The following is a 12,634-nucleotide window of genomic DNA, read 5'->3' on the forward strand; positions in this document are numbered from 1 at the left end:
GGTGCGCGGGGACCGCGCGGTGGGTCGGCGGCGGTTTCAGGCGAGCTCGGCGAGGAAGGGCAGCAGCGCGTCGGCGGTGGCCTGCGGCCGGTCGGCCATCGGGTAGTGGCCCGACCCCTCGATCATCACCTTGCGGGCCTTGAGCGCGGCGGCCTGCCGGTCCGCGACCAGCTCCGGCTTCGGGAAGTCGGGGTCCTTGCTGCCCATGACGACCAGCGCCGGGCAGGTCACGGCGGCGGTCCAGCCGGCGGGCGCGGACTCCCCGCGGACGTAGCCGCGGGTCGCGGCCTTGCGGCCCGGCGTGCGCATCGCGGCGACCAGGCCGTCCACGTAGCCGTCGAAGTCGGCCGGCTTGGGGCCCGGGTAGGCCATCTTCCGGTGGTAGAGGCCCCAGAACGCGGGCGAGTGCACCAGCAGGGTGCCCATCACGCCGAACATCGCGCGCTGCAGGGCGGTCGGCGGCAGGTTCTCGACGAAGGCGTCCAGCAGGACGATCCCGGCGACCCGCTCGGGCGCGTCCCCGGCGGCCTTGACCACGGTGGCGCCGGTGTAGGAGTTGCCGGCCAGCACGGCCCGCTCGATGCCGAGGTGGTCGAGCAGGGCGAGCACGTCGGTGGCGATGGCGGCCGGCGAGTAGTCGTCCCAGGCGATCGAGGACTCGCCGAAGCCGCGCAGGTCCATGGTGATCACCCGGCGGCCGGCCGCGGTCAGCAGCGGGCGCAGGTGCCGGTAGGCGGCCCGGCTGTCGAGCATCCCGGGGAGCAGGACGACGGGCAGGCCGTCGCCCTGCACGGTGTCGTCGTAGGCCAGCCGGCCGCCGGGGACGTCGAGGAACAGCGTGGTGGGGGTGCTGGTGCCGGTCATGAGGGCCTCCGCGGTCCGCCGGGACGGGGTGTCGGCGGGCGCTGCCGACACCCATAAAGCTAAGGCTAATAGCCTTAGCCGTCAAGCTATCGGCGTCAGCCTGTCGCGCGTCCCGGCCCGGGCCCCGGCCCTGGCGCGTCCGGGGGTCTGCCGCTCTCCCGGCCTGTCGGCTCAGGCGCCCTCGACCTTGAACGGGTCGTGCTCGGCGAGCAGCTTCTCCAGCCGGGCCTGGTCGACCCGGGTGACGATCTCGTTGGTCTCCTGCCGGTCCCGGACGACCTTGGCCAGGGTGAAGGCGGAGGTGACGGTGTAGAGCAGGCCGACCCCGAGGAAGGCGCGGGTCCAGGCGCCCACCGGGAGGTAGGCGATGCCGATCGCGAGGGCGCCGGCGGAGAGGGTGAAGGAGAGCACGGCCTGGACGTAGTACGCGGCCGTGGTGCGTGACTGCATCGGTGCGTTCATGGCGCCAGGATGCGCGCCGTCGAACGAGGTCCACATGAGTAGAAGTACTCAAACACGGGGTCGTTCGTTGACGTCCTATCACGTTCGGTAGTGTCAGTTGTCGTCAAACGCCCCAAATCGCCCACCGGATCGCGTAGTGTCCGAGCTGTGTCCTGTCGTCCCATGCGGACGGCTTGGAATCGGGGGCTCCTAGGATTAACGTTTGATAACGCAGCGCGGTCCGCAACGCCGTACCCAGACGGCACCGTGCGCCGTCGCCTAATCCCGCCGGCCGGCCTCCGGGCAGGCCAGGGAGCCGGGGAACCACGTTCCTTGGGGTGAATCGGCCGGGCCCAGGCCCAGCCGTAGGAGACCTTCCTGCTCCGAACCCGTCAGCTAACCCGGTAGGCGCGAAGGAAGGAAAGGAGCGCGCCTCCGTGGCGTCGACGCACTCTCCGGCACATCTGCCCGGCTCCTCCGCCGGCACCCAGCTGCTCGACCACCCGTGGCCGCCCGCCCACCTGGGCGAGTACGGCGGGTCCGACGACGAGGCCGCCCCGCAGCCCGCCGAGACCAACCGCCACCGGATGCCGCGTCAGACCCGCGGGACCGCCCCGCTGCTCGGCGTCACCGCCGTCGCCGCCACCCTGGGCGCCACCGGTTTCGCCTCCGCCACCCCGGCCGCCGCGCCCGCCGTCGAGGCGCCGGACGAGGCCCCGGTCGCGCTCTCCGCGGACCCGGGCCTCGCGCTCGCCGCCCGGATCCAGCAGCAGGCCGACAGCCAGCGCACCGCCGCCGAGGAGACCGCCCGCCTGCAGGCCGCCAAGGAGGCCGAGACCAAGCGCGCCGTCCAGCAGCAGGAGGCCAAGCGCGCCGCCGAGGCGGCCGAGAAGGCCAAGCTCGCCGCGATCAACCTGCCGGTGCGCGACTACCGCCTCTCCGCCCACTACGGCCAGAGCGCCTCCTACTGGGCCCACCTGCACACCGGACTGGACTTCGCCGCCGACACCGGCACCCCGGTGTACGCGGTCGGCCAGGGCACCATCACCTCGGCCGGCTGGGCCGGCTCGTACGGCTACCGGATCGTCGAGACGCTGCCCGACGGCACCGAGATCTGGTACTGCCACCTCTCCTCGATCATCAAGGGCTCCGGCAAGGTCGTCCCCGGCCAGCAGCTCGGCAAGGTCGGCGCCACCGGCAACGTCACCGGCCCGCACCTGCACCTGGAGGTGCGCCCCGACGGCGGCGCCCCGGTCGACCCGGAGAGCTGGTTCGAGCAGCGCGGCGTCACCCCCTGACGGTTCGCCCCCCGGGGGCGGCCGCCCCGTGAGGGCGGCACGACGAAGGCGCCCCGGCCGGTACCGATGTACCGGCCGGGGCGCCTTTCCGTCTCCGCGCGCCGTCCGCGCTACTCGGTGCGCTTCTGCTCGGCCGCGTCCTGCTCCGTGAGGTCCTGCTCCGCCGCGTCCTGCTCCGCCGCGTCCTGTTCGGCCGGCAGACCGGCCAGGTAGGCGTCGATCTCCTGCTGGCCCGGCTCCGGGGCCAGCTCCGGGAACTCCGCCACCAGCAGCCGCGGCAGCCCCGGCACCGTCCACGAGCCGAACAGGTCCAGCGCGGCGGACTCCGCCGCCTCCTCGAACGCCCCGAAGTCCCCGGACAGCTCGTCCGGCATCGGCCGGCCCAGCGCCGTCAGCTCCGCCAGGTTGCGGTAGCTGCGCCGCATCAGCCCGTGCTCCAGCAGCCGCCGCGCGCCGTCGGTGGCCATCCCGACCGAGAGCACCCGGCCCGGACCCCAGCCCGCGGGGTCCGCCTCGTCCAGCCAGCCGGCCTCCGCCAGCGCCTCGAACGCGGCCCGCCGGTCCTCCTCGGCCAGCTCCCGGAACCCCGACAGCCAGTCGAACACCGCGGCCTCGTCGGTGACGTCCACCCCGTACGCGTGCAGCAGCAGCGCGTACAGCCGCGGCCAGGTCACCAGATCGGCCCGGCGGAGCAGGCCGGCCGCCACCTCGCCCTGCCACTCGGCCTCCGCGTGCAGCCGCTCCTGCCGCTTGGCGTTCAGCCGCTTCGAAGCCCGCTGGTGGTCGATCAGCAGTCGCACCGCCTCGCCGTACGCCAGCGGGTCCTGCTCCGGGTCGGGCTGCACGTAGAGGTGGAGCCGCTCGTGGAGCAGCTGCTCCACGGCGTCCGAGGTCAGCTCCGGCCAGCCGTCGCGCATCCTGCCCTCACCCAGCTCCAGCAGCGCCAGCACCGTCCGCAGCGGGGCCTCGGCCACCGGCGCGCGGCCCTCGGCCTCCGCCCAGGCGAGCAGCTCGGCGGCCCTGGTGTGCGGGGCGAGCCGCAGGTCATCGTCTTCCATGTCACTTACGGTAACCGGAAAGCGCGGGTAGGGTCTGCCTCCATGGTCCCCGTCCGCCTCACCGGCCCCCGCCTCGCCCTCCGGGAGTTCCACCACACCCCCGGAGACGTCGACGCGCTGCACGCCGTCTTCGGCGATCCGGAGGCCACCCGCTACCTCCCCTTCGAACCGCGTGATCTGGTGGACTGCGCCGACCAGATCGAGCAGTACCTGGAGGAGGCCCTGCGGGAGGAGCGGACCGTCTACCGACTGGCCGTCACCCGGCGCGCGGACGCCGACGACCCGGCCGACGCCACCCCGATCGGCAACGCCGCCCTCACCCTCGGCGACCACCGCTCCGCCGACCTCGGCTACGCGCTGCGCCGGGACACCTGGGGCAACGGTTACGCCGGCGAGATCACCGCCCTGCTCTGCGACTTCGCCTTCGGCGCGCTGCGCCTGCACCGGCTGGCCGCCCGGGTGGACCCGGCCAACGAGGCCTCCGCGCGGGTGCTCACCCGGGCCGGCTTCCAGCTGGAGGGCCGGATCCGGCACGACGTCAGACTGCGCGGCACCTGGCACGACTCGCTGCAGTACTCGCTGCTCGCCGACGAGTGGCCGCGGCCCGGCGGGCGGGGCCCGACGGGGGGTTAACCCCACCCCCGGTTCGCCGGGGAGCCGGATGTCCGCCGCGTCCGGGCCCTGGGAGGGTGGAGCCATCCCCGAAAGCCCGCAGAGAACCGAGGACCGAGGCCGGCCATGAGCAGCCAGAGCATCCAGCGCACCGCGTACGACCTCCCCGCCGAGGGCGCCCGCCGTACCGAGGAGCCGCCGTACGCCTGGCGCGCGCCCTTCTCCTCCTACTTCTACCGCGAGCTCGGCTACAGCCTCACCGGCCTCCCGGTGGCCGTCGCGGGGTTCTCCTTCGCCATCACGCTGTTCAGCTTCGGCCTCGGCACCGTGGTCACCGTCCTGGGCCTGCCGGTCCTGGCGGCGCTGACCGCCGGGGCCCGCGGCTTCGGCCGGCTGGAGCGGGCCCGGACCCGCAGCATGCTGGCGCTCGACGTGCCGGGACCTGCGCCGGTGAAGGCCGTCCGCCCCGGCAGCTGGGGCCTGATCACCGCGCGGATGGCCGACGCGGCCGGCTGGAAGGCCGCGCTCTACCAGGTGCTGATGTTCCCGTGGGCGATCGTCAGCTTCACCGTGTCGCTGACGTTCCTGCTGGTCGGCTGGGCGCTGGCGGCATACCCGCTCTACCACTGGGTCTACCCGACGTACGTCGGCTGGCCGGGGCTGCAGCTGTTCGACTTCTACGACGACGACCACACCCGGCACGTCTACTTCATCCAGTCGCCGCTGCAGATCGCCGGCGTCTCGCTGCTCGGGCTGCTCATCGTCTTCCTCACCCCGCAGCTCGTGCGCGGCCTGACCAACGTCAACCGGCTCGCCGTCCGCGGCCTGCTCGGCCGCTGAGCCCACCCCCGGGCCCCGCGGCCCGGCCGGACCCTCCGGGGCGGCGGCCGGGCTGCGGGGCCCGGGCGTCTCCGGATGCGGGCGCGGCCGGTCCGTGTTCCGATGCCCGCATGGCCGCCCCTGCAGCCCCCGCCGCCGCCCGCGCAGCCCCCGACCCCGCCGGCGTCCTCGTCACCTCCCGCCCGCTGGACGAGTACTGCGGTCTCTTCGGCCTGAGCCGCGCGGCGCTCGCCGCCGTGCCCGGGCCGGTGCTCGACTGCCCCGCCGGCGCGGCCGGCCTGGCCGCCGAGGCGCGCGCCCTGGGCTGCCACGTGATCGCCACCGATCCGGCCTACGCCCTGCCGGTCCCCGAGGTGGCGGCCCGCGCGCTGGCCGCCCGTGCCTCGATGGCCGCCGCGATGGCGGCCCGTCCGGCGCTCTACCCGCTGCCGCAGCACCGCCCGTACGACCGCTACCTGCGCAGCTGGGACCGGGCCCGGCGGCTCTTCACCGCCGACACCGGGCGCCACCCCGAGCAGTACGTGGCAGCCGCGCTGCCCCGGCTCCCGTTCGCCGACGGGACCTTCGCGCTGACGCTCAGCGGGTACCTGGTCTTCGCCTACCCCGAGCTGTTCGACCTCGACCGGCAGGTGGCCGCCCTGGCCGAACTGGTCCGGGTCACCCGGCCCGACGGCGAGGTCCGGGTCCACCCGCTGCACGACGGCTCCGGTCAGCGCTGCCCGCACCTGGACGGGCTGCGGCACACCCTCGGCGAGCGCCGGATCGCCAGCGAGATCGAGGTGTTCGCCCGGGCGGAGGACGGCCGCTCCCGGCGCGTCCTCGTCCTGCGGGCCGCCGACCACCGACGCCGGGCCGGCGGCTCCCGGTGGCTCCCTAGGGCTGAACCGGCTGCGACGGCGGCGACGACTCCGGCTGGGCCGGCGCCTCGGCGGCCGGGCCCGCCTGCTGCGGGAGGCTGATCTGCTGCGGCGGCAGGCCGGGCGCCTCCAGGCGGGAGAGGATCTTCTCCGCCAGCCAGCTCCGGTCCGAGCCGTACGGGATGCCGTCCGCCGCCACCAGCTGCCCGGCCAGCGCGTCGCGCAGCCGCTGTGCCTCGGCGGCCGGCAGCCGGTTGAGCAGCCCGCGGGCCGCCAGCAGCGCGTTGTACTGCTCGAAGCCGGAGCGCGGGTGCTCGATCGCGTCCAGCACGCCGGGCAGGTCGGCCAGCGCCGGATCGCCCTGCATCAGGGCCAGCGCCTGGAGCCGGCGGCCCTCGTCGCCGTCCGCGAACAGCTCGCGCACCTGGTCCGCGGTCAGCGCCGAGCGCCGGGCCGCCGAGCGGACCTCGGCCATCACGGTCGCCGGCCCGGGCACCGCGCCCGCCGACGGGCGGTGGACCGGCTCCTCGGCCCGGTCCGCGGCGCCGCCCAGCAGACCCAGCTGCTGCATCGCCCGGACCCGGAGGTCGTCCGCACCCACCTTGTCGCCCCGGCGGTCGCGGTCCTGGCCCGCCAGGAAGAGGTCCAGCGCCTCGTCCGCGTCGGAGAGCACCCGGGGCAGCGCCAGCCGGGTCACCAGCCAGCCGGCCAGGAAGCCGAGGACCAGGAAGTAGAGCACCAGCGCCGCCGCGAACGGGACGGCGCCCTCCTCCCCGCCCAGTGCGGGAGCCAGCGCCGACCCGAGCTGGTGCATCCGCTCGCCGAGCGAGCCGAGCTGGGTCAGCCCGACGCCCAGCAGCACCTTGGTCAGCCAGTCCGACACCTGCTCCAGATTGGTGTTCGGCGCGTAGGAGCCGTGCGTCTCGCCGCCCGGACCGCTGCCACTGCGCACCCGGGGCACCCCGAACAGGAAGCCCAGCGCCCCGCCGAGCACCATCGACGCCCCGGCCACCACCAGCCCGCCGCCCAGCGCCTGCCAGGCGTGCTCCCGGCCGAGCGAGAACAGCAGCAGCCCGAGCACACCGACCCCGAGCAGCACCGCGGCCGCCACCCGCTGCGCCGCGTGCACCGTCGCGGCCGCGCTCCCCGCCCGCCCGACCTTCCCCGCCATCGCGTACCCCCTGTACCCGTCCCGCTCCGGTTCGCGACTCTAGTTGGTGGGCGGCTGCGCGCCGCCTGCCGCCCGGCCGCGGGCAAGCCCGCCGGAGCTCGAATGCCCGGTACGGGGCGCCGGAAACCGCGGGGGGGGGGGCTGGACAGGGCAGGGTGCCGGAAAAGGTGCCGTGAAACGCAGACGGCCCGTGGGCTGCTCCTCTGCGCCGGCCCTGCGAGGGGCCGGGCGCCGAGGCACCGGGGATGTACCGGTGAGCCCACGGGCCGGGTGACTGCTTGGGATTCGCCTGCCGGAGGCCTGGGGCCTCGCCCTGCGCAGGCAGGGGCGGCTCTAGCGAGCAGCCACCTCACGCATCCTGATGGAACTCAATTCAGGATCACCTCCTTTCAGTGTGTCGCCACCATAGGCAGCCCACCCGGAGGAGGGCAACGGATTATTCGCGGCCGCTGCCCGGGGCCCGGATCAGGCGCCCTGGAGCTCCTTGAACTTCTTGAAGTCGATCACGCTGTCGGCCGGCGGGGCCTGGACGGTGAGCGGCTTGTCGAAGTCGCCGAAGTTCATCTGGCCGCTCTCCTTGCCGCCGGCCTTCTCGATCCGCACCGGGTAGGGCTTGCCCTCGACCAGGACGTGGATGGTCGACTCCTCGCCCTTGGCGTCCTTCGCCTTGAGGCTGAAGGTCTTCGCGCCGTTGACGGTGCCGGCCGAGCCCTTGGTGTAGGTGCTCTTGTCGCCGTCCTCCTCGACGAGCTGCTTGCTCAGCACGGTGAGGTTGCAGACCGAGGAGAGGCTCTTGAAGTCGTCATCGCTCTCGAAGCCGGTGAGGTAGCGGCCCTTGAAGAGCTCGGCGGCCTTGGCGCCGTTCGGGCCGCCGACGGCGGTCCACATGTCCTTGTCCGGCTTCAGGAAGGACTGCTTGCCGTCGCTGATGATCTCGAACTTGCCGGTGCCGGGCATGCTCATGGTGCCGGTGCACTGGCCCTTGGTGTCGAGCGCCAGGTCGATGGTCATCTTGCCGTCGGCGTCGGTCATCTCGCCGGTGATCTTCACCGAGGAGGCGGTGGCCAGGGCGTCCTTCGCCTGCTTCTGGATCTCGTCGGCGCTCAGCTTGTCGGTGTCCAGCTTCGGCACCGCGGCCGCGGCCGGGGCCTTGCTGTCCTTGGAGTCGCCGCACGCGGCCGTGCCCGCTGCCAGCAGCAGGCAGATCGCGGCGGTACTGACAAGGCGCTTCGACAGCATCAGGGTTCCTTACTCGACGCGAGCGGTCGCGTCCGAACGAGTGACAGGTGCGCCCTCAGTATGCTTGACGGTCCCTTTACCGGATCTTGCGGTCCGGGTCCCGTTACCGGTTCCTGATGCAATCGTGCCGTCGCCGCAGCCCCCTGGAACGGCGAAAGGCCCGGAGGACGAATCCTCCGGGCCTTTCGGCTACTGAGTAGCGGGGACAGGATTTGAACCTGCGACCTCTGGGTTATGAGCCCAGCGAGCTACCGAGCTGCTCCACCCCGCGTCGGTGAACACAACAATACGGGGAAGTCGCGCGGATGGGAAATCGGTTCTCCGGCGGGCCCGGCGGCCGGTCCCGGCCGGGTGGGTTTCCGCGGGCGGTCTCAGGCGGCCGCGGCCCGGGCCGGGGCGCGCGGGCGGCGCGCGGAGTGCCGGACGGTCCGGGCCCGCGCCCAGGCCGCGAAACCCACCAGCGCGGCGAAGCAGGGCACCATCAGCACCGCGTAGACCAGCAGGAAGCCGTGGGTGCCGAGGTCGGCCGCAGCGTTCCAGGTGCCGTGCAGGGCCATCGACAGCACCAGCCCGGTCGGCGCGGCCAGCCGGGCCAGCCAGCGCCGGCCGGTGGTGAGGGTGACGGCCAGGCCCAGCCCGGTCAGCGCGGTGAACAGCGGGTGGGCGAAGGGGGAGAGCAGGGCGCGCAGGACGAAGGTCTGCACGGTGCTGTCGAAGTCGCGCAGGCTCGGGGTCGCCCCGAGGCCGATGCTGTCCAGCCGCTGCTGCTCGTCGTCGCTGAAGGCCCGCCCCAGGTAGAGCGCGTTCTCGGTGAAGGCGAAGCCGCAGGCGGTGACCCCGCCGAGGACCACCCCGGCGGCCAGGGTGCGGGGGCGGGCCCGGGCCCGCGGGCGGTCGTGGGTCAGCGGGTACGGGCGCAGGTAGGGCAGCGGCCGCAGGTAGGGGCGCAGCCGGCCGCGGGCGTTCGGCACGGCGGTCCGGCGGGCGTACGGGCGGGGCCGGCCGGCGCCCGGCAGCGGGCGCAGCACGCTCGCGCAGGGGCGGTCGGTGGTGCGGTGGCCGCGGCACGGGAGCTGCCGGCCGATCGGGACCAGCAGCAGGAGCAGCGCCGCCCCCTTGGCGCTCTCCTCGATCACCGGGGTGACCAGGTCGGCGCCGAGCGCCTCGCCCAGGCTGCCCTGGTGGGCGGTCAGGTAGTCGGCGGTCCAGCCGTTGGCGAGGATCGCGACGGTGGTCGCCGCGAAGGCGCCCCAACCGAGGCAGAACACGGTGTGCCGCAGCGGCACCCGGGCGGTCTGGTTGAGCCAGGCCAGGCCGCCGAGCACGAAGGGCAGCGGGACGGTCGCCAGGCCGAGGCCGACCAGCAGTCCGGTGGTGCCGGTCTGGCGGTGCACCAGGTGCAGGATCAGCGCGCCGCAGCCGGCGAGGGCCAGGGCGGCGCCCGCGGTGACGGAGGAGACGGCGAGCGAGCGGCCGGCGCCCCGCCGCCGGGGGGCCGCCCCGGCGGCGGGGCCGGGTGGCGCGGCGGGCGGTGCGGTCGGGGCCGCGGTGGGCGGTGCGGTGCCCGAGGGGGTGCCAGGCGGGGGGTCGGGCGGGCTGCCGGGCGGGCTGCTCTGCTGTGGAACGGCCGGTGGCGCGGGCTGGGGCGTGGCCGGCGGCGCGGGCTGCGGTGCGAGGGCGGCCGGCCAGGGCACGAACCGGTGCGCCCGGCGCCCCCGGGGCCCCGGGATGGTCCGGGTGCCGGCGGTGCGCGTGGGCATCGCTCGGTCGTCGGCGGCGTGGGCCGTGGCCCCGTTCCCGCCGCCGGACGGGCTGCTCACCCGGCACAGGGTAGGCCAAGGCACCGGCCCGCCGGGAGGAGTCGGGACGAATCTCCCCGGCCGGATCGGCCGGATCGGGGCCGGTGGGCCGGTGCGGGTCCGCCGGGTCGAACACCCGGCGGCGGCTCAGCGGCGGCGGAACAGCAGGTCGTGGACCACGTGGCCCTTGGCGATCCCGGCCCGTTCGAACTTGGTGACCGGCCGCCAGTCCGGCCGCGGCGCGTAGCCGGGGATGCTGCCGTCCGGGTGGTCGGCGGGCTCCAGCCAGCCGGTGCCGTCGCCCTCCGGGTGCAGGTTCTCCAGCTCGGGCGAGGCGGAGAGCACCTCCAGCATCTGCTCCGCGTACGGCTCCCAGTCGGTGGCGCAGTGCACCAGGGCGCCCGGGGCGAGCCGCGGCAGCACGAGGTCCAGGAAGGTCGACTGGACCAGGCGGCGCTTGTGGTGCTTGGGCTTGGGCCACGGGTCCGCGAAGTAGACCCGCAGGCCGGCCAGCGAGGCGTCGGGCAGCATGTCGCGGAGCAGGATGACGGCGTCGCCGGCGGCCAGCCGGACGTTCTCCGAGCCGTCGCGCTCCAGCATGCCGAGCAGGTTGCCGTGGCCGGGGGTGTGGACGTCGGCGGCCAGGATGCCCGTCGCCGGGTCGGCGGCGGCCATCGCGGCGGTGGTCTCGCCCATGCCGAAGCCGATCTCCAGGGTGACCGGCCGGTCGGCGAAGAGGTCGCGCAGGTCGAGCGGGGTGCCGTCGATCGCGATGCCGTACTTCTCCCAGCCCCGGTCCAGCGCGCCCGCCTGGGCGTTGGTCATCCGGCCCCGGCGCGGCTGGAAGCTGCGGATGCGCCGCTCGCTGTGCTGGGCCTCGGTGGCCTTGTGCGGGTACATCGGCGCGGGGTACGCGGCGGGCGCCGCGGAGAGCCGGGCGGAGGGCGATTGCTGGGGGATCGGGGCGGTGGCAGTCACAATCAACCGAGTCTACGGGGCCGCCCGGCGCGTACCGCAGGCCCGGCGAGGCCCTGTGACGCACGCGACGCGGGTGCGGTGGGCGGGGCGGGCGGGGCGGGTGCGCAGGAAGTCGGCCCGTTCGACTTCCTGCGCACCCACGCCGTCGCTTGGGCCCGGGTCACGCGTCCGCGCTCAGCCACCGGCCTCCTGGGCGGCGAGCGCCCGGCGGGCCACCTCGCGGCCGATCGGCAGCGAGGCGGTGGCCGCCGGGGAGGGCGCGTTCAGGACGTGCACCAGGCGCCGGGTGGAGCGCGGGTCGTCCGGGTCGAAACCGGCGAAGGCGAAGTCGTCCAGCAGCGCGCCGTCCCGGGCCACCGCCTGGGCCCGCACCCCGGCGGCGGCCGGGACGAGGTCCGCCGCGGTCACGGCCGGCAGCAGCCGTTGGACGGCGGTGGTGAAGGCCCGCTTGGAGAGCGAGCGGTGCAGCTCGCCGATCTCGTACCGCCAGTGCCGGCGGGCGATCTGCCAGGTGCCGGGGAAGGTGATCGTGTCGGCCAGGTCGCGCGGGCGGACGGTGCGCCAGTCGTAGCCCTCGCGGGCCAGCGCGGGCACCGCGTTCGGGCCGACGTGCACGTCGCCGTGGATGCCCCGGGTCAGGTGCACGCCCAGGAAGGGGAAGGCCGGGTCGGGCACCGGGTAGACCAGGCCGCGGACCAGCTCCCGGCGCTCCTTGGTCAGTTCGTAGTACTCGCCGCGGAACGGCACGATCCGCACGCCGGGGTCGTCGCCGGCCAGCCGGGCGATCCGGTCGCTGTGCAGGCCGGCGCAGTTCACCAGCACCTGGCAGCGCAGCTCCCCGGCGGAGGTCTGGAGGGTCACCCCGTCGGCCCGGCGGGCGACGGCCCGCAGCTCGGTGCCGGTGCGCAGCTCGGCGCCGGCCTCCCGGGCCAGCCGGGCGTAGGTGCCGGCGACGGCCGGGAAGTCGCAGATGCCGGTGGTGCCGATGTGCAGCCCGGCGATGCCGGTGACCTCCGGCTCGTGCTCGGCGATGCCCGCCCGGTCCAGCTCGGTGACCGGGATGCCGTTCTGCCGGCCGCGCTCGGCGAGCGCGTGCAGCCGCGGCAGCTCGGCCGGGTCGGTGGCCACGATCAGCTTGCCGGTCACCTCGTGGGGGACGTCGTGGGTGCGGCAGAACTCCACCATCTCGGCGGCGCCGGAGACGGCGTAGCGGGCCTTGAGCGAGCCCGGCCGGTAGTAGACGCCGCTGTGGATGACCCCGCTGTTGCGCCCGGTCTGGTGCGCGGCGAGGCCGGCCTCCTTCTCCAGCACCGCCAGCCGCAGCCCGGGCCGCTCCCTGGTCAGCGCGTACGCCGTGGAGAGCCCGACGATGCCCCCGCCCACCACCACTACGTCGTAGTCGTACGTCACCGCTCGCTCCCCACGCGTCCGCCCGGGTCTTCCCTCCGCGCCCGCCGCCGGGCGGGAGGGGCCCGAC

The 12,634-nt window shown here is 74.9% G+C and carries 12 protein-coding genes, 1 tRNA gene and 1 riboswitch; of the genes, 4 read left to right on the top strand and 9 right to left on the bottom strand.

Features of this window, described 5'->3' with window-relative positions; all coding sequences use genetic code 11:
• Positions 1 to 36: 36 nt before the first annotated feature.
• Positions 37 to 864, bottom strand: coding sequence for an alpha/beta fold hydrolase (locus tag ACIPSC_RS05590; protein ID WP_400823278.1), 828 nt, complete (start codon positions 862 to 864; stop codon positions 37 to 39).
• Between the two features lie 171 nt (positions 865 to 1,035).
• On the bottom strand, positions 1,036 to 1,326 hold the full coding sequence (locus ACIPSC_RS05595) for a YiaA/YiaB family inner membrane protein (RefSeq protein ID WP_400823281.1): 291 nt from the start codon (positions 1,324 to 1,326) through the stop codon (positions 1,036 to 1,038).
• A gap of 245 nt (positions 1,327 to 1,571) precedes the next feature.
• Positions 1,572 to 1,730: riboswitch (cyclic di-AMP (ydaO/yuaA leader) on the top strand.
• A 12-nt stretch (positions 1,731 to 1,742) separates the two neighbouring features.
• Here ACIPSC_RS05595 and ACIPSC_RS05600 point away from each other — a divergent pair.
• Positions 1,743 to 2,603: a M23 family metallopeptidase gene (locus tag ACIPSC_RS05600; RefSeq protein ID WP_400823283.1), complete on the top strand. Its 861-nt coding sequence runs from the start codon at positions 1,743 to 1,745 to the stop codon at positions 2,601 to 2,603.
• 110 nt (positions 2,604 to 2,713) lie between these two features.
• Here the strand turns inward: ACIPSC_RS05600 and ACIPSC_RS05605 are convergent, their stop codons facing one another.
• Positions 2,714 to 3,661, bottom strand: a complete 948-nt coding sequence (locus ACIPSC_RS05605) for a hypothetical protein (protein ID WP_400823285.1) — start codon at positions 3,659 to 3,661, stop codon at positions 2,714 to 2,716.
• Positions 3,662 to 3,703: 42 nt separating this feature from the next.
• Between ACIPSC_RS05605 and ACIPSC_RS05610 the strand changes: the two genes are divergently transcribed.
• From ACIPSC_RS05610 to ACIPSC_RS05620, 3 genes are all read left to right on the top strand, one after another.
• The gene (locus ACIPSC_RS05610) at positions 3,704 to 4,294 is read left to right on the top strand and encodes a GNAT family N-acetyltransferase (RefSeq protein WP_400823287.1); all 591 of its coding nucleotides are present in this window, start codon (positions 3,704 to 3,706) and stop codon (positions 4,292 to 4,294) included.
• A gap of 105 nt (positions 4,295 to 4,399) precedes the next feature.
• Positions 4,400 to 5,113: a sensor domain-containing protein gene (locus ACIPSC_RS05615; RefSeq protein ID WP_400823290.1), complete on the top strand. Its 714-nt coding sequence runs from the start codon at positions 4,400 to 4,402 to the stop codon at positions 5,111 to 5,113.
• A gap of 110 nt (positions 5,114 to 5,223) precedes the next feature.
• The gene (locus ACIPSC_RS05620) at positions 5,224 to 6,072 is read left to right on the top strand and encodes a class I SAM-dependent methyltransferase (protein WP_400823292.1); all 849 of its coding nucleotides are present in this window, start codon (positions 5,224 to 5,226) and stop codon (positions 6,070 to 6,072) included.
• Here ACIPSC_RS05620 and ACIPSC_RS05625 read toward each other — a convergent pair.
• From ACIPSC_RS05625 to lhgO, 6 genes are all read right to left on the bottom strand, one after another.
• The gene (locus ACIPSC_RS05625; protein ID WP_400823294.1) at positions 5,987 to 7,141 is read right to left on the bottom strand and encodes a hypothetical protein; all 1,155 of its coding nucleotides are present in this window, start codon (positions 7,139 to 7,141) and stop codon (positions 5,987 to 5,989) included. The two genes, ACIPSC_RS05620 and ACIPSC_RS05625, sit on opposite strands and share 86 nt — an antisense overlap.
• Positions 7,142 to 7,606: 465 nt before the next feature.
• Positions 7,607 to 8,380, bottom strand: a complete 774-nt coding sequence (locus ACIPSC_RS05630; RefSeq protein ID WP_400823296.1) for a hypothetical protein — start codon at positions 8,378 to 8,380, stop codon at positions 7,607 to 7,609.
• 197 nt (positions 8,381 to 8,577) lie between these two features.
• Positions 8,578 to 8,651: transfer RNA gene (locus ACIPSC_RS05635), tRNA-Met, on the bottom strand.
• Positions 8,652 to 8,751: 100 nt separating this feature from the next.
• Positions 8,752 to 10,200: a PrsW family intramembrane metalloprotease gene (locus tag ACIPSC_RS05640; protein WP_400823298.1), complete on the bottom strand. Its 1,449-nt coding sequence runs from the start codon at positions 10,198 to 10,200 to the stop codon at positions 8,752 to 8,754.
• Positions 10,201 to 10,326: 126 nt separating this feature from the next.
• Complete coding sequence (gene trmB / locus ACIPSC_RS05645) at positions 10,327 to 11,157, bottom strand: tRNA (guanosine(46)-N7)-methyltransferase TrmB (RefSeq protein WP_400823300.1); 831 nt, start codon at positions 11,155 to 11,157, stop codon at positions 10,327 to 10,329.
• 174 nt (positions 11,158 to 11,331) lie between these two features.
• Positions 11,332 to 12,567, bottom strand: a complete 1,236-nt coding sequence (gene lhgO, locus ACIPSC_RS05650; RefSeq protein WP_400823302.1) for an L-2-hydroxyglutarate oxidase — start codon at positions 12,565 to 12,567, stop codon at positions 11,332 to 11,334.
• Positions 12,568 to 12,634: the final 67 nt, after the last annotated feature.

The organism is Kitasatospora sp. NPDC090091, from assembly GCF_044747365.1.
Classification (GTDB): Bacteria; Actinomycetota; Actinomycetes; order Streptomycetales; family Streptomycetaceae; genus Kitasatospora.